This is a genomic window from Methylobacterium sp. J-070 (genome assembly GCF_022829385.1).
GTDB lineage: Bacteria > Pseudomonadota > Alphaproteobacteria > Rhizobiales > Beijerinckiaceae > Methylobacterium.
On the sequence record NZ_JAKSXX010000165.1, the window covers coordinates 136,807 to 158,125 of the forward strand.

At 72.8% G+C, this 21,319-nt stretch carries 19 protein-coding genes and 1 riboswitch; of the genes, 4 read left to right on the forward strand and 15 right to left on the reverse strand.

Going from position 1 to position 21,319, the window contains the following annotated elements; all coding sequences use genetic code 11:
• Positions 1-30: 30 nt before the first annotated feature.
• From MKL01_RS16665 to MKL01_RS16700, 9 genes are all read right to left on the reverse strand, one after another.
• Positions 31-810, reverse strand: a complete 780-nt coding sequence (locus MKL01_RS16665; protein ID WP_243906321.1) for a precorrin-2 C(20)-methyltransferase — start codon at positions 808-810, stop codon at positions 31-33.
• The gene (locus MKL01_RS16670) at positions 810-1,502 is read right to left on the reverse strand and encodes a precorrin-8X methylmutase (protein ID WP_279604662.1); all 693 of its coding nucleotides are present in this window, start codon (positions 1,500-1,502) and stop codon (positions 810-812) included. Before MKL01_RS16670 ends, MKL01_RS16665 begins: the two co-directional genes overlap by 1 nt.
• Complete coding sequence (locus MKL01_RS16675) at positions 1,499-2,782, reverse strand: precorrin-3B synthase (protein WP_243906570.1); 1,284 nt, start codon at positions 2,780-2,782, stop codon at positions 1,499-1,501. Before MKL01_RS16675 ends, MKL01_RS16670 begins: the two co-directional genes overlap by 4 nt.
• 80 nt (positions 2,783-2,862) lie before the next feature.
• Positions 2,863-6,249, reverse strand: coding sequence for a cobaltochelatase subunit CobN (cobN, locus tag MKL01_RS16680; protein ID WP_243906322.1), 3,387 nt, complete (start codon positions 6,247-6,249; stop codon positions 2,863-2,865).
• Between the two features lie 5 nt (positions 6,250-6,254).
• Positions 6,255-6,380 carry a hypothetical protein gene (locus MKL01_RS35750; RefSeq protein ID WP_279604663.1) on the reverse strand — a complete coding sequence of 42 codons (126 nt, stop codon included), beginning with the start codon at positions 6,378-6,380 and terminating at the stop codon, positions 6,255-6,257.
• Positions 6,381-6,439: 59 nt separating this feature from the next.
• Positions 6,440-7,474, reverse strand: a complete 1,035-nt coding sequence (cobW, locus tag MKL01_RS16685) for a cobalamin biosynthesis protein CobW (protein WP_243906323.1) — start codon at positions 7,472-7,474, stop codon at positions 6,440-6,442.
• Complete coding sequence (locus tag MKL01_RS16690) at positions 7,471-7,872, reverse strand: DUF1636 domain-containing protein (RefSeq protein WP_243906324.1); 402 nt, start codon at positions 7,870-7,872, stop codon at positions 7,471-7,473. The genes cobW and MKL01_RS16690 overlap by 4 nt, the downstream gene beginning before the upstream one ends.
• Entirely contained in the window at positions 7,865-8,602 is a 738-nt protein-coding gene (locus MKL01_RS16695; RefSeq protein ID WP_243906325.1) for a CbtA family protein, read from the reverse strand. Before MKL01_RS16695 ends, MKL01_RS16690 begins: the two co-directional genes overlap by 8 nt.
• 16 nt (positions 8,603-8,618) lie before the next feature.
• Complete coding sequence (locus MKL01_RS16700) at positions 8,619-8,801, reverse strand: CbtB domain-containing protein (RefSeq protein WP_243906326.1); 183 nt, start codon at positions 8,799-8,801, stop codon at positions 8,619-8,621.
• A 33-nt stretch (positions 8,802-8,834) separates the two neighbouring features.
• A riboswitch (cobalamin riboswitch) is annotated at positions 8,835-9,030 on the reverse strand.
• A 188-nt stretch (positions 9,031-9,218) separates the two neighbouring features.
• On the opposite strand from MKL01_RS16700, the gene MKL01_RS16705 reads away from it, so the two are divergent.
• The gene (locus MKL01_RS16705) at positions 9,219-10,235 is read left to right on the forward strand and encodes a DUF4424 family protein (protein ID WP_243906571.1); all 1,017 of its coding nucleotides are present in this window, start codon (positions 9,219-9,221) and stop codon (positions 10,233-10,235) included.
• Between the two features lie 93 nt (positions 10,236-10,328).
• Here MKL01_RS16705 and MKL01_RS16710 read toward each other — a convergent pair whose 3' ends face one another.
• The 4 genes from MKL01_RS16710 to secG all read right to left on the reverse strand — a co-directional run bounded on the left by MKL01_RS16710 (position 10,329) and on the right by secG (position 14,611).
• On the reverse strand, positions 10,329-11,918 hold the full coding sequence (locus MKL01_RS16710) for a S10 family peptidase (protein WP_243906327.1): 1,590 nt from the start codon (positions 11,916-11,918) through the stop codon (positions 10,329-10,331).
• Between the two features lie 2 nt (positions 11,919-11,920).
• Positions 11,921-12,373, reverse strand: coding sequence for a DNA polymerase III subunit chi (locus tag MKL01_RS16715; RefSeq protein WP_243906572.1), 453 nt, complete (start codon positions 12,371-12,373; stop codon positions 11,921-11,923).
• Positions 12,374-12,430: 57 nt separating this feature from the next.
• Positions 12,431-14,059, reverse strand: a complete 1,629-nt coding sequence (locus MKL01_RS16720; RefSeq protein ID WP_243906328.1) for a CTP synthase — start codon at positions 14,057-14,059, stop codon at positions 12,431-12,433.
• Between the two features lie 150 nt (positions 14,060-14,209).
• Positions 14,210-14,611: a preprotein translocase subunit SecG gene (gene secG / locus MKL01_RS16725; protein WP_243906329.1), complete on the reverse strand. Its 402-nt coding sequence runs from the start codon at positions 14,609-14,611 to the stop codon at positions 14,210-14,212.
• Positions 14,612-14,912: 301 nt separating this feature from the next.
• Here secG and MKL01_RS16730 point away from each other — a divergent pair, with 301 nt between their 5' ends.
• Complete coding sequence (locus tag MKL01_RS16730; protein WP_243906330.1) at positions 14,913-15,356, forward strand: nuclear transport factor 2 family protein; 444 nt, start codon at positions 14,913-14,915, stop codon at positions 15,354-15,356.
• A 325-nt stretch (positions 15,357-15,681) separates the two neighbouring features.
• Here MKL01_RS16730 and ppk2 read toward each other — a convergent pair whose 3' ends face one another.
• Both ppk2 and tpiA read right to left on the reverse strand, forming a co-directional pair.
• The gene (gene ppk2, locus MKL01_RS16735) at positions 15,682-16,593 is read right to left on the reverse strand and encodes a polyphosphate kinase 2 (protein ID WP_243906331.1); all 912 of its coding nucleotides are present in this window, start codon (positions 16,591-16,593) and stop codon (positions 15,682-15,684) included.
• Between the two features lie 77 nt (positions 16,594-16,670).
• Complete coding sequence (gene tpiA / locus MKL01_RS16740) at positions 16,671-17,432, reverse strand: triose-phosphate isomerase (protein WP_243906332.1); 762 nt, start codon at positions 17,430-17,432, stop codon at positions 16,671-16,673.
• A 197-nt stretch (positions 17,433-17,629) separates the two neighbouring features.
• Between tpiA and MKL01_RS16745 the strand changes: the two genes are divergently transcribed.
• Complete coding sequence (locus MKL01_RS16745) at positions 17,630-19,531, forward strand: peptidylprolyl isomerase (RefSeq protein ID WP_243906333.1); 1,902 nt, start codon at positions 17,630-17,632, stop codon at positions 19,529-19,531.
• 3 nt (positions 19,532-19,534) lie between these two features.
• A complete protein-coding gene (trpE, locus tag MKL01_RS16750; RefSeq protein ID WP_243906334.1) occupies positions 19,535-21,055 on the forward strand; it encodes an anthranilate synthase component I in 1,521 nt (506 codons plus the stop codon).
• The last annotated feature ends 264 nt before the right edge of the window (positions 21,056-21,319 follow it).

Below are 21,319 nucleotides of genomic sequence, written 5' to 3' on the forward strand. Positions count from 1 at the left end.
TTCCCTGCGCGGGAGGACGGGGCATGTCGCTCACGGCCGCCGCCCCTCGCCGGGCACGAGCACCATGGAGAAATACGGGGCGTCGTCGTCGGCCTTGTCCGCCAGCATCACGACGCGCTCGCCCGCCATCGTGCCGCGCTCGACGTAGACGGCCCGGTCGAGGACGCCCGCGGCGGCCAGGGCGGCGCGCACCTTCGGCAGGTGGCGGCCGAGCTTCATCACCACGGCCGCGTCCGTGGCGCCGAGGCGCTCGGCGAGGGCGGCGAGCGGCAGGGTGGCGGGCAGGACGGTGAGGACGTCGTCACCCCAGGTGATAGGGGTACCGGCCCGGGTCCAGCAGCCCGACATGCCGGTCACGCCCGGCACGACCTCGACGGGGAAGCGGTCCTTGAGGCGCCGCCACAGGTGCATGAACGAGCCGTAGAAGAACGGGTCGCCCTCCGACAGGATCGCCACGTCCCGCCCGGCGCCGAGATGGTCGGCGAGCTGCCCGGCCGCGTCGTCGTAGAAGCCCGCGAGCGCCGCGACGTAATCCGGATGCTCGGGGTGGATCTCGGTGGTATAGGGGTAGGCCAGCGCCATCTCGCGGGCGGGATCGCGCAGGATCGCGTCCGCGATGGTGCGGGCGTTCCCGCGTCGGCCGCGCTTGCAGAAGTGCACCAGCACCGGCGCGCGCATCAGCACGCGCTGCGCCTTCACGGTCAGCAGCTCCGGGTCCCCCGGACCCATCCCGACCCCGTAGAGCGTGCCGGTCACCGCGGCGGCGGGAAGCGCCTCGGCGGGCTCGTCCAGCCGTTCGAACCCGTCCATCACTCGGCCTCGCTGGCGAGCGCGTTGACGGCCGCGGCCGTCATGGCGCTTCCGCCCCGCCGCCCATGGACGACCACGAAGGGCACACGCCCGTCCCGGGCGAGCGCCTCCTTCGACTCCGCGGCGCCCACGAAGCCCACCGGGATGCCGATCACGGCGGCCGGCGGCGCCACCCCGGCGTCGAGCAGCTCGAGCAGGCGGAACAGCGCGGTCGGCGCGTTGCCCACCGCCACGACGCTGCCCGGCAGATGCTCGCGCCACAGCTCCATGGCGGCGGCGGAGCGCGTGGTGCCGAGGCGGCCGGCGAGATCCGGCACGCGCGGGTCGCCGAGGGTGCAGATCACCCGGTTGTCGGCGGGCAGGCGGGCCCGGGTCACGCCGTCGGCGACCATGCGGACGTCGCACAGGACCGGCGCGCCGGCCCGGAGCGCCGCGACGCCGGCCTCGGCGAAGCCCGGCGCCATCTCCACGTCGGCCGGGAGGTCGGTCATGCCGCAGGCGTGGATCATGCGCACGACCACGCGCTCGGCGGCCCCCGTCCAGCGGGCGAGATCGGCTTCGGCGCGGATCATCGCGAAGGAGCGCGCGTAGATCGCGCCGCCGTCGCGGATGTAGTCGTAGCGGGACGGTGGCTCGGAAGCCGCCGCCGGCTCCGATCCTGTCTGGCGCAGGGCGTTCTGGCTCGCGCTCATGCCGGTCTCCTGGTCCTCCCGCTCTCCGTCCGGGCAGCCTCCGGCGCGAAAGCGGCGGCGAGCCCGACGGTCTTGGCCCTTCCTAACCGCTCCAGCACGGCCTCGATAGGGAGGTCGATCGCCGGCTCATCGCCCGGGCCGCCGTCGATCACGATGCCGTAGAGGCCGCCGCGACCGACGAGCGTCAGGTCGGTCGGGCCGGGCCTGGCGCAGCCCTTGGCGCAGCCCGACACGTGCGCGGTCCGCCCCTGCGCCGCCAGCTTTCCGAACAGCGCCGCGACACGGGCGGCATCCGCGAGGGTCGGCGTCGATCCGGACGCGCAGCCCGGAGCGCCCGTACAGGCGTCGATGCTGCGGCGGGGATCCTCGGGGGCGACGATGAACGCGTCCGCGAGGCCGGCCAGCACCGGTTCCGCGCGTGCGCCGGCCGCAGCCGCCAAGACGAAGCCGCGGGTCGGCGAGAGCCGGATCGCGTCCGCTCCGATCGCGGCGGCCGCGGCCGCGACCCGGTCGAGGGCGTCCGCGGTGCAGCGGCCGAAGGGCGCGTCGAGGGCGAGGATCTGGAGATCCGGCGCCGTCCGAAGGCCGGCGGCCGGCCCGAACGGCGCGCCCCGGAGCGGAGCATCGCCGCGCTCCGTCGCCCGCACGGACTGGCAACTGCCCGCCGCCCGGGTCCCGCCGAGCATGTCCGCCAGCCCGGCGCGTTCGTCGTCTGACAGGTCGCGCATGCGGCGGCGGCCGCTGCGCGCGAAGGCCGCCAACAGCCGCGCCACGAGGGGCGCGGCCTCCTGCGCCGGGCAGGTGAGGAGATCCCGCCGGCCTCGGTCGGTGGCAACCGCGATCACGACACCGTCGCGGTCATCGGCGAACACGAGACAATCCGCGTCCGGCAGCGCCACGGCGCGGCGGCCCTCGACCACGACCAGCGTCTTGGCCGGCAGGCCGGGGATCGCGAGCGCCGCCGCCTCGATGGCGCGGGCCAGGGCCGGCACGTCGAACACCTCGCCCGCGTCGCGCCCCGCCAGGGGGCTCGTGAGCGTCGAACGCTGCGGGCCCCCGTCGGCGCGCACGTCGCCGAGGCCGGCGGTTGCGAGTAGCTCTGCGAGCTCCGTCCGGGTCGCCTCGGTCACGCCGCGGATCTGGAGATTGGCCCGGGCTGTGAGGTCGAGATGGCCGTTCCCGAATTGGCGGGCGCCCTCCGCCACCGTGCGGGCCTGATCCGGCGTGAGCATCCCCAGGGGCGGGTGCACCCGCGCCAGGAGCCCGTCGCCCGTCGGCATCGGCCGGGCGAGGCCCGGGCACCAGCCCCGGCGGGCAGGCGCCTGGGGCAGGGCGCGGCGGTGGCGGCCGGCGAGCGGGGTCACGCGGCCGCCTCCCGCATCAGCGCATCCGCCGGCAGGGCGTTCCGGCGGCTGCGCCAGAGGCCGCGGTCCCGGGCCTCGTCGAAGCGCTCCAGGATCGCCCGCGTGGCCGCGGGATTGGCGGCACGGAGCCGCTCGAACACCTCGGCATCGGCGATCCAGGCGGCGTAGAGCCGGTCGAATCCGGCATCGGTGACGGCCTCGCTCGTCGCGGCAAGGACGAACACCGCGTCGAGGCCCTGCGCCAGCTCCTGCGCCCCCCGGTGGCCGTGGCGGAGCTGCGCGGCGATCCAGCGGGGATCGGCCAGGCGTCCGCCGATCAGGCGCGCAGCATCCTCGCGGGCCGTGCGGGCCTTCGGCCGTTCCGGCACCGAGACGTCCAGGCTGTAGAGCGTCGGCCGCGCACCCTCCAGGCTGGCGGCGGCCGCGAAGCCGCCCATGGCGTCGACCGCCGCGTCGCCGTCGAACAGGTCACGCTCGGCCACGTCGAAGGCGTGCAGATACGCGTCGGCGGCCCCGACCCGGGCGGCGAAATCCCCGTCCGGACCCTCGCCGTCGCCGAACGCGTGGGTGCTGGCCGCGAGATAGGCACGGCCGAGATCGGCCCGGTCGTCCCAGCCGCCGTCGAGGGCGGCGGCGGCCGTGCCGGCGCCGTAGCGGCCCGGCGCCGCGCCGTAGACCCGCGCGCCCGTCGCGCCGCGCCGCCGGGCCGCCGCCAAGGGGTTCTCGTCATCCGCCTCGTCCCGCTCGGCCACCGCCCGGGCGGCGCGGTCGATCAGCGCCAGCGTGTCGGGAAACGTGTCGCGGAACGCCCCCGAGACCCGGACCGTCACGTCGATCCGCGGACGGTCGAGCAAGGCCAGGGGCAGGATCTCGAAGCCGGTCACGCGGGTGCTGGCGTGGTCCCAGACCGGACGGACGCCCATCAGCGCCAGGGCATGCGCCACATCCTCCCCACCGGTGCGCAGGGTCGGCGAGGCCCACAGGTCCATGACGATCCGGGCCGGATAGGTCCCCTCGTCCTGGAGGTAGCGCGTGACGACGGCATCGGCGGCCCGGGCGCCGAGGAGCGCGGCGGCGCGGCTCGGGATCGCACGGGGATCGAGGGTGGTGAGGTTCCGTCCGGTGGGCAACACGTCGGTGCGGCCCCGGGACGGGGAGCCGGCCGGTCCCGGGGGAACGAACCGGCTGTCGAGGGCGGCGAGCAGGCCGTCGCGCTCGCCGGCGGCGCTCGCCAGGACCGGATCGGCCGCCCCGTCGGGGGCCCGGCCGAAGACGTGCAGCCCGTCGCGGAACGTGGTCTCGCCGAGGTCGCACAGGTGGGCGTCGAGCTGCGTCAGCGCCGCGTCCATCGGCGTGTCGGGTCCGATCCCGGCGCCGTCCAGCAGTCCGGCCGCCTCGGCCTCGTCCAGGATGGCCCTGGCCACGAGGGCGGCCCGGCGCGGGTCCAGGACGCTGGCGGCCGCGTATTCCTCGACCAGTTCGCGCAGGCGCACGGCTTCTGGCGGCAGGGCATGCGCCGCGGTCTGCGGGGTCAGGTGGCCCAGCGCGATCCCGCCGAGGCGGCGCTTCAGCGGAGCGGCCTCGCCCGGATCGTCGACGATGAACGGGTAGACCACCGGAAGGCCGCCGACGCAGAGCGCCGGAAGACACGCGGGCGACAGCGCCACCGCCTTTCCGGGGAGCCATTCGGTCGTGCCGTGGGTGCCGAGCTGCACCAGGACGTCGAAATGGCTCCGCAGGCCCAGGTAGAAGGCCAGATAGGCGTGGGTCGGGAGGCGCTCCGGGTCGTGGTAGCCCGCCTTCCGGTCCGGATCGCGCCCCCGGTCGGGCTGGAGGAAGACCGCGAGGTTTTCGCGGTGGCCTCCGCCGTCCGGCGGGGCGGAGCTGCGCCCGCCGACGGGTGCGCTTCCGCCGGTCACCATGCGGAACCGGAACGCGCCGTCGACGCAGCCGGCATCGCCCTCGGGTTCCCCCCAGGCCGCGACCAGGGCGGCGCGCGTCGCCTCGGGGAGGCCGCCGAGCCAGGCGGCGTAGGACGCGAGCGGCACGCTGAACCCGGCGGGGCCCTCGGTCAGGTCCGCCATCAGCCGGCTACAATCGGGCAGCGCCCCCGCGGCGTAGCCCGCGGCGGCGAGGTCGGCGGCAATCGTGCGGGCGCTCGCCGGCGTATCGAGGCCGACCGCGAAGCCGGCCCGTCCGCCGCGGGCCGGATAGTCGGACAGGACCAGGGCGACGCGCCGCGCCGCCCGGGGCAGGGCGGCGAGGCGCAGCCAGCCCGCTGCCCGGTCGGCCAGGGCGGCGATGCCCGGCGCGTACGGCACCGCCCGCCGCTCGGCGAAGCCCGCGACCTCGGGACTCTCCTCTTTGAAGGAGATCGGGAATCCCGAGAGCCGGCCGTCGAATTCCGGCAGCGCCACCTGCATGGCGAGGTCGGCCGCGCCGAGACCCCGGGCCGAAGCCTGCCAGGCGTCCTGCGCGGCGCCCACCGTGTAGGCCTGCAGGACCGGGCAGTCGGCCCCGTCGAGGACGAAGTCGGTCCCGTCCTCCCGGGCCGAGAACGCCGTCGCGGCGATCACGAGATCGGGCCTGCGCGCGCGCACCGCCTCCGACACCGCGGCGGCGGCCTCGGGCTCCTTCAGGCTCGAGACCGCCATCGGCAGCACCCCGATGCCCCGATCGCGCAGGGCCGCGGTCAGCACGACGAAGGGCGCGGTGTCGCCGCCGAGCACGGCCGACCGGTAGACCAGGAGCAGGACCAGCGGTGCGGCCGGGGCGCCCGATCCCGCGAAGGGAATCGCCGACGCGGCCGCCGCGACGGCGTCGTCGACGGCCATGACGCTGCAGCCCGGGCACCAGGGGAATCCCCGCGGCAGCGGCCGGGGCGGCTCGACCGCGAGGTCGCAGCCGATCCGCGCCGCCAGCACGCGCAGCAACCGCCGCAGATTTGCCGGGCCGCCGGCGCGGAAGTAGGCGTCGAGACGCCCGGCGAGATCGGGGTCGGTCGAGAAGGCCGCGAGCCGCGGGTCGGGCCGGTCGTCGCCCGGGAGCACCGCGAGCACCACCCCGTGTGCCCGGGCGATCTCGGCGCAGCGCTCGATCCCGTAGCGCCAGTAATCCAGGCCGCCGAGGCAGCGGATCATCACGAGCTTCGCCCGCGCCACCACCCGCTCGACATAGAGGTCCACCGACAGCGGATGCCGGAGCTTCGCCAGCTTGGCGAGCCGCAGGCTCGGCAGCCCGGTCTCGGCCGCGTGCGCCTGCGCGATCCCCGACAGGTCGCTGTCGGTGAAGGACAGCACGACGAGGTCCCCGGGCTCCTGCCCGAGATCCACCGCCGCCTCGCCCTCGTCGAGGGACACGGAATCGATGCGCACGAGGTGCATGGCGCCTAACCCGCCGCGTCCGGCATCATCCGGACAGGCACGCCGAAGACCCGCCCTTCGCGCGCGGCCGTGTCCTCCGCCCGGGCGGGAACCGCGTCGATCCGCATCGGTTCGGGCTCGCGATCCAGCACGGTTCGAGGCGCTCCCTCCGCCACAGCACGCTCATCCTGCCGCCGGCGGCGACAGGCCCCTAGCCGGCCAGCGCGGCGGCCACGGCGCTCCGGTCGAAGCCCTTCAGGCCGATCACCACGAGCGTCCCGTCCCGCGGCTCGCCCGCCCGCCAGGGCCGGTCGAAATGGTGGGCGACACGGCGTCCGACACCCTGCACCACGAGGCGCATCGCCTTGCCTTCGACCTCCGCGAAACCCTTGATGCGCAGCACCCCCGCGGTCTCCGCCGCCTTCTCGACGCGGGCCGCGAGATCCCCGGCGGTCACCGCCGGGCGGATCGGCAGCGCCACGGTCTCGAAGTCGTCGTGGTCGTGGTCCTCGCCGTCGCCGTGGTGCGAGGGGCGGGCATCGAGGTCGTCCTCGGCCGCCGCGCCGAGGCCCAGCAGCACACGCGGGTCGATGGCGCCGTTCTCGGTCTCCACCACCTTCACGGCGCGGGGCAGGTGCCCCTCCACCTCGGCCCGGACCCGGGCGCGCGTCGCGGCGTCGATCAGGTCGGCCTTGTTGAGCACCACCAGGTCGGCGCAGAGGAGCTGATCCTCGAACACCTCCTCCAGCGGGTTGTCGTGATCCACCGACTGGTCGGCGGCCCGCTGGGCCGCCAGCGCCTCGGGATCGTCCGCGAAGGCGCCCGCCGCCACCGCCGGCCCGTCCACCACCGCGACGACGCCGTCCACCGTCACCCGCGAGCGGATCGCCGGCCACTGGAAGGCCTGGACCAGGGGCTTGGGCAGCGCCAGGCCGGAGGTCTCGATCAGGATGTGCTCCGGCGGCTCGGCGCGGGCGAGCAGCGTCTCGAGGGCCGGCACGAAGTCGTCCGCCACCGTGCAGCAGATGCAGCCGTTCGGCAGCTCGACGATGGCGTCCTCGGTGCAACCCTCGACGCCGCAGGCGGCCAGGAACGACTTGTCGAAGCCGACATCGCCGAACTCGTTGACGAGGATCGCCAGCCGGCGGCCCCTGGCGTTCTGCACCACATGGCGCACCAGCGTCGTCTTGCCGGCCCCGAGGAAGCCGGTGACGATGGTGCAGGGGATCTTGGACACGAGGGTCATTCGGCGGCCTCCAGGGTGCCGGCCGGGAGCGGGCGGGGTTCGGGAAACGGGGGGATGCGCGCGATCACGCCGGTGCGGAACGCCGCCGGCCGCTCGCGCCACGGCACGAGGCCGTCCGCGGTCGTCGCATAGGCGCAGAGCCCGCCCAGGATCGTCTCGGCGGAGGCGGCGGGATCCATGTCGCCGTACACGTAGGTCCAGCGTCCGGCCGACGCCACCGCCACCGTACAGGGCCGCTTGCACACGGACAGGCACTCCACCGGCTCGATGCGCAGCTCCGGCACGGCACCCGCCCGTTCCCTGAGGGCATCGAGCAGGCGCGCACCGGCGCGGGGCCCGTCCGGGGCGTCGCCGTCCCGGCGGCAGGTGGTGCAGACGTACAGGACGGTCTCAGGCACGGGCCGTACCCCACGCGGCGTCGCGCCCGAAGACCAGCCAGGCCCGGCCAAAGGCGAGGGCGATCATCATCCAGAAGACGAAGCTGATCGCCAGCGAGCGGGCGGCGAACTGCGCCGCGAGGGCGGGCGGCAGCTCGGACGCCCCCGAAGGCGCCTCCGGCGCGCCGGCCACGTGGGGGGCGATGAGCAGGACGAGGCCGCCCAGGATGGCGATGAGCGAGCGGCGCATCGCGATCAGGTACAGACCCATGCCGGTCGCCGCGGCGGTCATGACCCACCACGCCTGCCGGGCCGCCAGCGGGGCGGCCTCGCTGCCGGGCAATTCCGGCGGCAGGCCGAGCCCCGGCGCCAGGGCCACGCTGGCGAAGCCCGCCACCGCGAAGGCCAGGCAGGTCTGCGGCGTCGGCTCGCGTCCGCAGGCGAGCATCACGGCGCCGAGCAGCAGGGCGTAGCCGACCCCGCCGACCAGCGTCGCCAGGGCGGTGAACGCCATCCGCGGCAGACCCGCGCCGGGCTGCCATTCCGGCGCGGCATCGGGCGCGCCGTGCTCGTGCCCGGCATGCGCGAGAACGATCGGAAGCGCCCGCGCGGCCTCATGGGAGGGCTCCGCGTGCTCGTAGCGTTCCGCCGCCACGATCAGCGGCGAGGTCAGCGTGAGTTCGAGCCCCGTCACGACGACGGCCGCGATGAAGCCGGCGGCCAGCGCCGCCGACAGAAGCCGGATGATCATCCCTGGTTCAGGGGCGTCAGTGGCAGGGGAAGTTCTGGGTGTGGCGGAAGTCGTGCGCCGCGTTGTGGAACGCGATCGCCGGCGAGAAGCCCGCCAGGAACAGGAGGCCCAGGCCGAGGACGGCCGCCAGCGCCACGGCGACGGGACGCTCCGCGGAGCGGCTGCCGAGGGCGGCGGGGGCGAGGGTCGAGGTGGTCATGTGCGTGTCTCCAGCCGCCCCACCGGCGGCATTGCGGGATCCTGTCGTGACGGCAGGTCTCCTGGCTCGCGGCTCTGCGCGCCGGCCGCCTTCCCGGATGCGTCCGGTGGCATTCTGGCAGGCACTTGCCGCTCACAGTTGCGGGGGCAGCCGCGGCTTCGAGGCTTCCACCTCTCACCGCATTCCCTTTTCACCCCGTCTCCGGGGCACCGTCACGGGATCGTTGTAGACGCATGACAGCTCTCACACAACGGAGGCCCAGCGGAATCATGTTCGGCCCTCCGGGAACGGGACGGTGGGGCGAAGGGGCGGTCGCTTGAGGGATTCCCCGACCCCGCGGGGGCCTACCTCGACCGCCCCGGATTTCCCGCCGCCGGGCCGGTCGGCGATACCTTCGAACCTGCGAGCGTGATCGTGATGCGAACCCTGTCGCTGGCCCTCGCCCTCCTGGCGGCGGCGTCCGGGCCCGTCCGGTCCGACGGCCGGATGGCCGCGCTCGCGGCCGGCGGCCTGACGCTGGACGCGACCGGTGCCGTCACCCTGGTGGCCGAGGATCTGTATCTCTCGGAGGCGCGCGTGCGCGTCGATTATCGATTCCGCAACCCGACCGGGGCCGCCATCGCGGCCACCATCGCGTTCCCGATGCCCGACATCGCCGGCGATCCCGACAGGTCCGTTTCCATCCCCGACCCGTCGAGGGACAACTTCCTGCGGCTCGAAACCCTGGTCGATGGCCGCCCCGTCGAGCCGCATCTCGAGCAGCGGGCCTTCCTGGGGCGGGACGGCCAGCCGCCGCGCGAGATCACCGATCTGTTGAGGAGTCTGAGCATTCCGCTGGTTCCGACGGTCGAGGCGACGGAAGCGGCGCTGCGCCGCCTGTCGGAGGATCGGCGCCGCATCCTGGCCGAGGCCGGCATGCTGACGCGCCAGGTGCACGCCGACGGCACGCTCGCGGACGTTCCGCTCTGGACGCTGCGGTCGCGGTTCTGGCACCGGCAGGTGTTTCCGGCCGGTCGGGAGGTCGTGGTTCGCCAGAGCTACGTGCCGAGCCTCGGGAGCCGACCCGATTTGGCCTTCGGCGCTCCGGACCTGGATCCCGCTGAGCGGGCTCCCTATGAGGCGCGTTTCTGCGCGGACCCGGCCTTCGCGCGGGCCGCACAGGCCTTGTACCGGAGGGCCAGTGCCGATGGCAGCCGGTCCTTTCATCCGTCCGAGCGATATCTCTCCTACGCGATCGCATCCGGCGCCGGCGGGAACGGGCCGATCGGCGCGTTCAGGTTGACGGTCGACAAGGGCGATCCCGCGTCCCTCGTCTCGTTCTGCGGCAGGAATGTCCGGAAGACCGGTCCGACGACGCTCGAGATGGAGGCGACGGACTACACGCCCGAGCGCCCTATCGACGTCCTCCTTCTGAAGCCGACGACGCACGACTGAGCGGGCTTTTCCGTCGGGCGGAGACCAACCGGGCGGGGACAGCGTCGATGCGGGTGATGCGCCGCCCCCGAGGCGGATCGGCTCTGCAGGACGTCAGGGCGTCGGCTTGAGGCGGTCGGCCGGAGCGCCCGCGGGTGCCGGGTCGGCGTCGCGCGCCTTGATGGCGTCGGCATAGAGCCGCTCGACATCCCTGCGGAACGCCGACCGGGACTCGGGCCGCGTGTAGAACATGTGGCCGCCCGGATAGACGGCGAGGCTCAGCCGGCCGGCGCCGTAGGCGGGAACCTGGGCGAGCAGCAGCTTCGACGCGTAGTAGGGCGTCACGAGGTCGGTGAAGCCGTGCGCCACGAGGACGCGCAGCCGTCCGTCCAGCGCCAGGGCGCCCCGGAGATTCGACAGCACCTCCGGCGCCTGCCGGCCCGAGCCCCAGCTCCAGCCGCGGTTCACCGCGGTGTTGAGGAGTTCGTACCGCATGTTGGGCACGGGCCATTTCAGGGTCCGCGCGTAGAAATCGAGCATCGCGCTGGTGAGCGGGGCCTGGAGCGCCGTGAGCTGCGGATCGTCGAAGCTCGACTGCGCGGCATCCGGGTTCGGGTCCCAGCCGGAGATCCCGGTATCGTAGGCGCTGGTCACCCGCCCCGCCGCGCGGTCGATCTCGCGCTGGACGCTGCGGGTGGAGAGCCGCGCGGCCTGGGCGCGCACGAGGGCCGGGTCCAGGCCGACCAGGGGCGCGACCTTCTCGGTCATCCGCGCCACCGCCGCCGCGTCCCCCGGCCCCTTGATCAGATCCGCCAGATAGGGACCGGACGCGTACGCCTCGGCCTCGGCCAGCAGATCCGGATCGGGCACGCGGCCCGCCCGCTCCAGCGCGCCGGCGGCGAGGGAGGGCAGCTTCAGCACGTAGCCCCAGGGATTGGCGCGCGGCGTCTCCAGCCAGCCGAAATCCAGCACCGGCGACAGCAGCACCATCCCCGAGAGGCCGACGCCGACATCCTCCTGCAGCTTCTCGGTGATCAGGGGGCCGCGGAAGCCGCCGTAGCTCTCGCCCACGTAGAATTTCGGGCTCGCCATCCGGTCGTTCACCCGCAGGTAGCGGGCGATCATCGCCGCCAGCGTCGACGCGTCCGTGTCGATGGACCAGTAGGCCTTGCCGTTGCCGTCGGCCGCCCGGCTGTAGCCGGTGCCGACCGGATCGATGAAGACGAGGTCGGTGAATCCGAGCCAGGTGCCGTCGTTCGGCGTGAGGGCGACCGGCTGGGACGGGCTGATGCTGTCGCGGCCCAGGGGCAGCCGCCAGGGCCCGATCGCCCCGATGTTCAGGTAGGCCGACGACGCGCCCGGCCCGCCATTGACCGCGAAGGTGACCGGACGCTCCCGGCCGGGATCCGGCGCCAGGGTGTAGGCCACGTAGGCGATCTCGGCCTGCAGCTTGCCCGCCTCGTCGACCAGCGGCAGGCTGCCGGCGGTGGCGGTGAAGTCCAAGACCCGGCCGTCCGGCAGGGCGAGGCTGTGCTTCGTCACCGAATCGGCCGGCAGGCGCCGCCCCTCCGGCGCCCGCGGGGCCTGCCGGGCCTCCGGTTGCGGATGACCGGGAGGCATATCCTGGGCGCGGACCGGCCCGGGGGCCACCACGGCGACCGCCAGGGCGAGCGCTGCGCGCGCGAGACGTCTGCCGAGAGCCATCGTCACGCCTTCTTGCTCCACCGTCCGGACTCGTCCTGCTGCCAGTAGGCGACCGCGTGACCCGCGTCCTTGGCCTGCTTCCACTGCTCGCGGGCGCGTAGCAGGGCGTCCTGGTCGGTCCCGTCGAACAGGATGCAGATCCGCTCGTACAGGCCGGCATCCGGCGGCAGATCGGCGCCCTCCACCAGGAAACGGATCGAGGCGGCGTTGGGGTTCACGTCGCGGAGGGTCAGCACCACAGGCTGGCTCCCCGCGTCCGGCTCGCGGTCCGTGCCGTGGGGCAGGAAGCTCTCGTCGGAATAGGTCCAGAGATGGTCGTCCAGCGCCTGGAGCCGCTCCTCGGTCGCCGCCTGGATCGCGGCCTGCCAGCCGCGCTCGAGGGAGCGCTCGACCAGGTTCGGCAGCACCTTCTCCAGGGGCTGGCGCTGCATGTGGTAGAAGAGGATCTCGGTCACGGTCCGAGGCATATAGGGTCCGGCGCCGCGGGGCGAGGAGCGGCGCGCCGCCGCGCCTCAGACCAGCCGGCTCTGCTCGATCGCCGCGCCGACGAAGCCCTTGAACAGCGGATGCGGCTCGAAGGGCCGGGACTTCAGCTCCGGGTGGAACTGCACGCCGATGAACCACGGGTGGCCGACATGCTCCACCGTCTCGGGCAGCAACCCGTCCGGCGAGACGCCGGAGAAGCGCAGGCCCTTCGCCTCCAGCCGCTCGCGATAGGCCATGTTGACCTCGTAGCGGTGGCGGTGACGCTCGGAGATGTGCGCCGATCCGTAGATCTGCGCGATCTTCGATTCGGGGTCGAGGGTCGCGTCGTAGGCGCCGAGCCGCATGGTGCCGCCGAGATCCCCGGCCGCGGCGCGGCGCTCGAGGTCGTTGCCGCGCAGCCACTCGGTGAGCAGGCCGACCACCGGCTCAGACGTGTCGCCGAACTCCGTGGAATTGGCATCGGGCAGCCCCGCCAGCGAGCGGGCCGCCTCGATCACCGCCATCTGCATGCCGAAGCAGATGCCGAGATAGGGAATGCGCTTCTCCCGGGCATACCGGGCGGCGCGGATCTTCCCCTCCGCGCCGCGCTGGCCGAAGCCGCCCGGCACCAGGATGCCGTTGAGGCCCTCCAGGAACGGCGCGGGATCCTCGCGCTCGAACACCTCGGCCTCGATCCAGGCCAGGTTGACCTTCACCCGGTGGCTGATGCCGCCGTGGGTCAGCGCCTCGGTCAGCGACTTGTAGGCGTCCTTTAGCCCCGTATATTTGCCGACGATGGCGATCGACACCTCGCCCTCGGGGTTGCGCACACGCTCGGCGATGGTCTGCCAGCGGGCGAGATCCGGTTCCTCGCCGTGATCGAGGCCGAAATGCCCGAGGACCTCCCGGTCGAGGCCGGCGGTCCGGTAGGAGAGCGGCACCTCGTAGATCGACGCCACGTCCCGCGCCTCGATCACCGCGGTCTCGCGAACGTTGCAGAACAGCGCCAGCTTGCGCCGCTCATCGACGGGGATCGCCCGGTCGCAGCGGCAGAGCAGGATGTCGGGCTGGATGCCGATCGACCGCAGTTCCTTGACGGAGTGCTGCGTCGGCTTGGTCTTCAGCTCGCCCGCGGAGGGGATGTAGGGCAGGAGCGTCAGGTGGACGTAGCAGCAGGTGCCGCGGGGCAGCCCCTGGCCGAGCTGGCGGATCGCCTCGAAGAACGGCAGGCCCTCGATGTCGCCGACCGTGCCGCCGATCTCGACCAGCACGAAATCGAACGCCTCGTTGCCGTCGAGGACGAAGTCCTTGATGGCGTTGGTGACGTGCGGGATCACCTGGATGGTCGCGCCGAGGTAGTCGCCCCGGCGCTCCTTGGCGATGATGTCCTGGTAGATCCGGCCCGTGGTGATGTTGTCGGCCCGGCTGGCCGGGACGCCGGTGAACCGCTCGTAATGGCCGAGGTCAAGGTCGGTCTCGGCGCCGTCGTCGGTGACGAAGACCTCGCCGTGCTGGGTCGGGCTCATCGTGCCCGGATCGACGTTCAGATAAGGGTCGAGCTTGCGCATCCGGACCCGGTAGCCGCGGGCCTGCAGGACCGCCGCCAGGGCCGCCGAGGCGAGCCCCTTGCCGAGGGAGGAAACCACGCCGCCGGTGATGAAAACGTACCGCGTCATGGGCCTCGGTCCATAAAGAAGGTGCCGGCGTTTGCCAAACGCCTGATGCCCCGGCCGACGCCGGGGCAGGAGTTCCCCCGGCGCATGGGACGGATCTACCGTCGTCAGACTGTCAGGAAGCGGCTGAGTCGCCAGCGCCGCCCGCGGGCGTCAGCGCGATTGCGGAGCGTCCGGCACCGCCGGCTGGGCCGGGGCGGTGGCGGGCGCCCGATCCTGCTGCTGACGCAGCGTGTCGAGCAGGTTGTCGGCGCCGGTCGGCTGCTTGGCCGGCTGGCCCGAGGTCTGCGGCGCCCCCGTGTCGAGGATCGACTTCGGCGCCTGCGACCGGTGCGACATGATGGCCAGGACCAGGCTGGTGGTGAAGAACAGGGCCGCCAGGATCGCGGTCGCCCGCGTCAGCGCATTGGCCTGGCCGCGGCCGGTCATGAAGCCGGCGACGCCGCCGCCCCCGCCGCCGCCGAGCCCGAGGCCGCCCTCCGAGCGCTGCAGCAGCACCACGCCGATCAGCGCGAGCACGATGATGAGGTGGACGACGATCAGGACGGTCTGCATCGGTGTTCCGGAGATCTGCTTGGGCGCCGGACGCCGGCTGGAAGCACCGGAAGCCGAAGCGCATCGGCCGAAACGCCGACGCCGCCTGCGCCGCTCCCGGTCACGCCGGGGAACTTCGCTTGCGACGCGCGGGCGTGCCGGCCGGAATTCTGCGACGGCCATACACCACCCGTCCGCCGCCGCCAACCTGACGCCGGCCGGCCCGCTGTTCCCCCCGGCCCTCGCGTTCGGCCCTGCGCCGTGCTCTGTCGGCGGGGAGGGTGGCCGATCGAACGCGCCGCCCCATCCAGGGAGGTCCTTCATGTCCGTGTCACGCCGTCTGGCGCTCGCCGCCATCGCCGCGCCCGTCCTGATGCGATCGCGTCCGGGCCGGGCCGCCGGCCAGGACGGGGCCGCCGTCGAGGACGCCGTCGACGCGCTCACCAAGGCCCTGCTCACCGGGGACCGGGCCGCCCTCGAGGCCCTGACCCATGACGGCCTGAGCTACGGCCATTCCAGCGGCCTCGTCCAGGACAAGGCGGCCTTCATCGAGCCGCTCGCCAGCAAGCGCGCGTCGTTTCCGCGCATCGCCCTGTCGGACAGATCGGTGTCGGTGGTCGGCGACGACGCCATCGCCCGGCACGTCTTCACCGGCGAGAGCGTGGCCGACGGCAAGACCTCGCCGGTGCATATCGGCGTGATGCAGGTCTGGCACCGCGACGGTCCGCGCTGGCGGCTGCTGGCCCGGCAGGCGTTCAAGATCTGAGGGCGGACCCGTTCAAGGCGTGCGACCGAGGGCGCGGCGCAGGATCGGCGCTCCGGGGTTCACGATACGCACCGCTTTCCCGGACAGGTGAAGCGAAGCGGAACCTGATCCGGGAACCAGCACACGCAGCGCCGCTTACGCGGCACAGGTTGATCCACACGGCCGCTTCGCGACGTCCCGTGCTGGGTCCCGGGTCGCATTCCGCTTTCGCTGCATGCGCCCGGGACAGGGACGGTGCAGAACCAGCTCGACGCGATTGTCTTGGGAGCTCTGTGCAAGTGCTCGGTGGGGCTCGATCTGACGCCCCGGCCGGATCGCCGCCCTCTCAGTATCGCGCGGGCACGTGCATGTCGGCGGGGATCGGCGCGCGGATGTAGTCGGCGTTCCGCACCCGCGCCGGCAGCGAGACGGGGGGATGCTCGACCGCGCCGTAGGGGATCTGCGCGAGAAGGTGGCTGATGCAGTTCAGCCGGGCGCGCTTCTTGTCCACGGCCTCGACCACCCACCAGGGCGCCTCGGGGATATGGGAGCGCGCGAGCATGTCCTCCTTGGCGTGGGTGTAGTCCTCCCAGCGCCGGCGGGATTCGACGTCCATCGGCGAGAGCTTCCACTGCTTCAGCGGGTCGGCGATGCGCATGTGGAAGCGCGAGGCCTGCTCCTCGTCGGTGATCGAGAACCAGTACTTCAGAAGCACGATCCCCGAGCGGACGAGCATCCGCTCGAATTCCGGCACGGAGCGGAAGAACTCCTCGACATCCGCCTCGGTGCAGAAGCCCATGACGCGCTCGACGCCGGCGCGGTTGTACCAGGACCGGTCGAACAGCACGATCTCGCCGCCGGCGGGCAGGTGGGCGACGTAGCGCTGGAAGTACCATTGCGTGCGCTCGCGCTCGCTCGGCGCGGGCAGCGCCGCCACGCGACAGACCCGCGGATTGAGACGCTGGGTGATGCGCTTGATCACGCCGCCCTTCCCGGCCGAATCGCGCCCCTCGAACAGGACGACGACGCGCAGCCTGTTGTGCTGGACCCAGTCCTGGAGCCGGACCAGTTCATGCTGGAGGCGCAGAAGCTCGCGGAAGTAGACCCTGCGATCGAGGCCGGACGCCGTCCCGCCGTCGAGGCCGTCCAGCCGGTCCTCCTCGATGCCGAGCTCGATCTCCTCGTCGTAGCTGTCGAGGATCTCCCGGCGGATCGTCTCGACGAGGGCGGAATCGGCGCGGGTCTGATCGTCCGGCATGGCTCGTGTCGGTCCCGGTGAAACGCGCGAGTCGTTAAGCAGGCGCGTATGACAGCCCCGAGACGTCCCGGCACGCCTCAGAGGTAGGCGGCGCAGATCCCCAGAAAATCCTCGGCGACGAGGCTGGCGCCGCCGACGAGGGCGCCGTCGACGTTGTCCACCGACAGGAGCTCCCGGGCATTCCCGGGCTTCACCGAGCCGCCGTAGAGGATGCGGATCTTCTGCGCCTCGTCGCCCACGAGCTTGTCGAGCATCTCCCGGAGCGACGCGTGGACCTCGGCGATGTCGCGCGGCGTCGGGGTGCGGCCCGAACCGATCGCCCAGACCGGCTCGTAGGCGATCACCGTGTCGGCCGCGGTCGCGCCCTTCGGCAGGCCGATGGCGAGCTGGGCGCGGACGATGTCCAGGGCGCGCCCCTGCTCGCGCTCCTCGATGGTCTCGCCCACGCAGATGATGCCGCACAGGCCGGCGCGGCGGGCGCCGAGCGCCTTGGCGTGGACGCCGTCGTCGGTCTCGTGGTGGTAGGCCCGGCGCTCGGAATGGCCGACGATCACGTATCGCGCGCCGAGGTCGGCGAGCATCTCGGCCGAGATCGAGCCGGTGAAGGCGCCGCTCGGGCGGGCGTGCAGGTTCTGGCCGCCGATGGCGATGGGCGAGCCGGCAGCCGCGGTCACGCAGGCGCTGATCAGCGTCGCGGGCGGGCAGATCAGCACGTCGATGTGGGCGGCCAGCTCCGGCGGGAGGCGATCGCGGATCGTCTCGACCACCTGGATCGACGCCCGCGTGCCGTTCATCTTCCAGTTGCCGGCAACCAGTGGCCTGCGCCCCGACTGCGTCATTCCCGCCCTCGCCCCGTCCGCGCCCGGCCCGGTCTCTCCCCAGGTCGCCGGGGCCTACCAGAGCGAGCTTGGGCGCGCAAACGGACGGCGGCGAGCGAGTCTTTGCCTGTGGACGCGAATGGTCTATCGCGGTCGGCTCTCAGGGAACGTGCCGGCCCGGCGACGGGTCGGCCGCCGAAGGTATCCGATCACAGACCATGCTTCAGGGCATCCGCAACGCCAGCCAGCACTGGCTCGGCAAGATCATCTTGACGGTCATCTTCACCCTGCTGATCGCGGGCGTGGGGATCTTCGGCGTCGAGGAGTTCTTCCGGGGCGGCACCAGCAACAACGTCGCGACCGTCGGCAGCACGCCGATCACCGCCGAACAGGTGCGCCAAGCCTATCAGAACCAGATGCAGCGCTATCAGGCGCAGCTCAAGCGCGCGCTGAGCCCCGACCAGGCGCGGATGCTCGGCCTCGACCGGCAGGTGATGTCCCAGCTCATCACCGAGGCCGCGCTGGACCAGAAGACCCGCGACCTCGGCCTCGCGGTGCCGGACGCCGCGGTGATCCGGGCGATCCACGACGAGAAGAGTTTCCAGAACCAGCAGGGCCAGTTCGAGCCGCAGCTCTTCTACCAGACGCTGCAGCGGGCGGGCCTGAACGAGGGCATGTTCGTGCGCGAGCAGCGCTCGGTCATCGCCCGGCTGCAACTCGCCGAAGCCGTGTCGTCCGATCTGCACGTCCCCGCGGCGATGCGCGAGGCCGTCCATCGCTACACCACCGAGCGCCGCGCCGCCGCCTACCTGATGCTGACGCCCTCGACGGCCGGCCAGATCCCGGACCCGACCGACGACGAGCTGAAGACCTGGTACGAGGCGAACAAGTCCGGCTTCCGCGCGCCCGAATACCGGTCGGCCAATCTCCTGGTGGTCGATCCGGGGGCGATGGCCAAGCCCGATGCGATCAGCGACGCCGACGCCCGGGCCGCCTACGGGCTGAACAAGGACCGCTACGGCGCCCCCGAGAAGCGCACGATCCAGCAGATCGTCTTCCCCGACGCGGGCGCCGCCGAGGCCGCCCGCAAGGCGATCGAGGACGGGTCCAAGACCTTCGAGGCGGTCGCGGCGGAGCGGGGGACGGACGACAAGGACCTCACGCTGGGCACGCTGACCAAGAGCGAATTGTTCGACAAGGCCGTGGCCGAGGCGGCCTTCGCGCTGCCGGAGGGGGGCGTGAGCCAGCCGGTCCAGGGCCGGTTCGGCACGGTGCTCCTGCGGGTGACCAAGATCGAGCCCGGAACGGTGAAGCCGTTCGAGGAGGTCGCGGGGGAGATCCGCAAGGGGCTCGCCCTCGCCCGCGCCCGCGACGCCCTGGAGACGACGCGCGACGCCATCGAGGACCAGCGGGCCGGGGCCAAGCCGCTCACCGACATCGCCGCCGAACGCGGCCTGAAGCTCGTGAGCGTGAAGGCGGTCGACCCCCAGGGCAAGGATCCGGAGGGTCGGAAGGTCGCCGACATCCCCGATCCGGACACCACCCTGCCGGCGCTGTTCCGCGGGGAGATCGGCGGCGACAACGAGCCGCTGCGCACCAAGGCCGGCGGCTACGTCTGGTACGACGTCACCAACATCGACCCCGCGCACGACAAGCCCCTCGATCAGGTCAAGGACGGCGTGAAGGCCGGCTGGACCGCCGCGGAGATCGCCAAGCGCCTCCAGGCCAAGGGCCGCGAACTGGCCGAGAAGCTCAATGCCGGCGAGACGATCGAGGCGGTCGCCAAGGAGGGCGGGGTCAACCCGCAGGAGGCGCAGGATCTATCGCGCAACCAGTCCAAGGACATGCTGACCACCGACGCCGTGAACCTGATCTTCGCGACCCAGGTGGGCAAGGCCGGCACCGCGGCGGCGGCCGATTCCCGGGCGGTGTTTAAGGTCACGGCCGCCACGATGCCGGCCTTCGTGGCCGACAGCCCGAGCGACCGGACGATCACGCAGAGCTTCCAGGCCGCGCTCGCCGACGACGTGCTGTCCCAGTACATCGGCGAGGTTCAGAAGAATGCCGGCGTCAAGGTCGACGCGGCGGCCCTGCGCCGCGTGCTGGGCGGCGAGTACTGACGCATGGCCGACGCGCCCGACTACGCGGCTTTCGCGGCACGCTACGAAGCCGGCCAGCCGAGTCTCGTCGCGCTGACCCTCGTCGCCGACCTCGAGACGCCGGTCGCGGCGTTCCTGAAGCTGCGCGCCCGGCACGAGGGCCCCGCCTTCCTGCTGGAATCGGTCGAAGGCGGTGCGGTGCGCGGCCGCTACTCGATGATCGGGCTCGATCCGGACCTGGTCTGGCGCTGCCGGGACGGGGCGCCGGCCATCGCGCGCGGCGCCGATCTGGATCGGTTCGAGCCCGACGACCGGCCGCCGCTGGCGAGCCTGCGGGCGCTGATCGCCGAGAGCGCCATCGGCGACGCGGCGGAGGCGGATCTGCCGCCGATGGCCGCCGGGCTGTTCGGCTATCTCGGGTACGACATGGTCCGCGCCATGGAGCGGCTTCCGGAGCCGAACCCCGATCCGCTGGGCGTGCCGGACGCGATCCTGATCCGGCCGCGGGTGATGGTGGTGTTCGATGCCGTCCGCGACCTGATCACGGTGGTCTCACCGGTGCGGGCGGCGGCGGGCGTCCCGGCCCGCGCGGCCTACGAGACCGCGCTCCAGCGCCTCGACCGGGTGGCGCAGACCCTGGAAGGACCGCTGCCGATCGAGGCCCGGATCGACCTCGCCGCGGTGGCGCATCCCGAGCCGGTCTCGAACACCGCGCCGGAGGCGTTCTCCGACCTCGTGGCGCGGGCCAAGGAGTACATCGTCGCGGGGGACGTGTTCCAGGTCGTGCTGTCCCAGCGCTTCTCGGCCCCGTTCACGCTGCCGGCCTTCAGCTTGTACCGTTCGCTCCGGCGCACGAATCCGGCGCCGTTCCTGTGCTACCTCGACTTCCAATCCTTCCAGATCGTCTGCTCCTCGCCGGAGATCCTGGTGCGGGTGCGTGAGGGCACCGTCACGGTCCGGCCCATCGCGGGCACCCGCCGCCGCGGGACGACCCCGGCCGAAGATGCGGCGCTCGCCGAGGAGCTGCTCGCCGATCCCAAGGAGCGGGCCGAGCACCTGATGCTGCTCGACCTCGGCCGCAACGATGCCGGCCGCGTCTCGCGGATCGGCAGCGTGCGGGTGACGGATTCGTTCTTCATCGAGCGCTACAGCCACGTGATGCACATCGTGTCGAACGTCGAGGGCGACCTCGATCCCCGGCACGATCCCCTCGACGCCCTGGCAGCGGGTTTCCCGGCCGGCACCGTCTCGGGTGCGCCCAAGGTGCGGGCCATGGAGATCATCGACGAGCTGGAGCACGAGAAGCGCGGTCCCTATGCCGGCTGCATCGGCTATTTCGGGGCCCGGGGCGAGATGGACACCTGCATCGTCCTGCGCACCGCCGTGGTGAAGGACGGGCGGATGCACGTCCAGGCCGGCGCCGGGATCGTGTACGACTCGGATCCGGCCTCCGAGCAGCAGGAATGCGTCAACAAGGCCAAGGCGCTGTTCCGGGCAGCGGAAGAAGCGGTGCGGTTCGCCGCGCAGGCGAAGCGCGGGCAGTAGGACGCTGGCTGTCGAGCCGCTTTGCGGCCCGTTCTTGCGCTGCATCCCTGTTCAGGTTCCGCTGCCGCTCTTCCTAGCCTGGAGAAGGGCCGAGGCGAACAGATCACGCGGGCCTTTCCCTGGCGCATGCAGCGAATGCGGAATGCGACCCGGGACCGAGCACACGAATCGCTGCAAAGCGGCGCGTTACAAACCCCAGACACGCGGCATGGTTGACCGCTTGGTCCCGAGCCGTCACATCGCCCCCATGCCCGAGCGTGCTGC

Bases quoted from the DNA above. Each gene is read 5' to 3' on its own strand.
- MKL01_RS16705 (WP_243906571.1), top strand. From the start codon at position 9,219: ATGCGAACCCTGTCGCTGGCCCTCGCCCTCCTGGCGGCGGCGTCCGGG.
- trpE (WP_243906334.1), top strand. From the start codon at position 19,535: ATGGCCGACGCGCCCGACTACGCGGCTTTCGCGGCACGCTACGAAGCC.
- MKL01_RS16710 (WP_243906327.1), bottom strand. From the start codon at position 11,918: ATGGCTCTCGGCAGACGTCTCGCGCGCGCAGCGCTCGCCCTGGCGGTC.
- MKL01_RS16730 (WP_243906330.1), top strand. From the start codon at position 14,913: ATGTCCGTGTCACGCCGTCTGGCGCTCGCCGCCATCGCCGCGCCCGTC.
- secG (WP_243906329.1), bottom strand. From the start codon at position 14,611: ATGCAGACCGTCCTGATCGTCGTCCACCTCATCATCGTGCTCGCGCTG.
- MKL01_RS16745 (WP_243906333.1), top strand. From the start codon at position 17,630: ATGCTTCAGGGCATCCGCAACGCCAGCCAGCACTGGCTCGGCAAGATC.
- cobN (WP_243906322.1), bottom strand. From the start codon at position 6,249: ATGCACCTCGTGCGCATCGATTCCGTGTCCCTCGACGAGGGCGAGGCG.
- MKL01_RS16670 (WP_279604662.1), bottom strand. From the start codon at position 1,502: ATGAGCGCGAGCCAGAACGCCCTGCGCCAGACAGGATCGGAGCCGGCG.
- ppk2 (WP_243906331.1), bottom strand. From the start codon at position 16,593: ATGCCGGACGATCAGACCCGCGCCGATTCCGCCCTCGTCGAGACGATC.
- MKL01_RS16695 (WP_243906325.1), bottom strand. From the start codon at position 8,602: ATGATCATCCGGCTTCTGTCGGCGGCGCTGGCCGCCGGCTTCATCGCG.
- MKL01_RS16665 (WP_243906321.1), bottom strand. From the start codon at position 810: ATGGACGGGTTCGAACGGCTGGACGAGCCCGCCGAGGCGCTTCCCGCC.
- cobW (WP_243906323.1), bottom strand. From the start codon at position 7,474: ATGACCCTCGTGTCCAAGATCCCCTGCACCATCGTCACCGGCTTCCTC.
- MKL01_RS16675 (WP_243906570.1), bottom strand. From the start codon at position 2,782: ATGCCGACGGGCGACGGGCTCCTGGCGCGGGTGCACCCGCCCCTGGGG.
- MKL01_RS16700 (WP_243906326.1), bottom strand. From the start codon at position 8,801: ATGACCACCTCGACCCTCGCCCCCGCCGCCCTCGGCAGCCGCTCCGCG.
- tpiA (WP_243906332.1), bottom strand. From the start codon at position 17,432: ATGACGCAGTCGGGGCGCAGGCCACTGGTTGCCGGCAACTGGAAGATG.
- MKL01_RS16720 (WP_243906328.1), bottom strand. From the start codon at position 14,059: ATGACGCGGTACGTTTTCATCACCGGCGGCGTGGTTTCCTCCCTCGGC.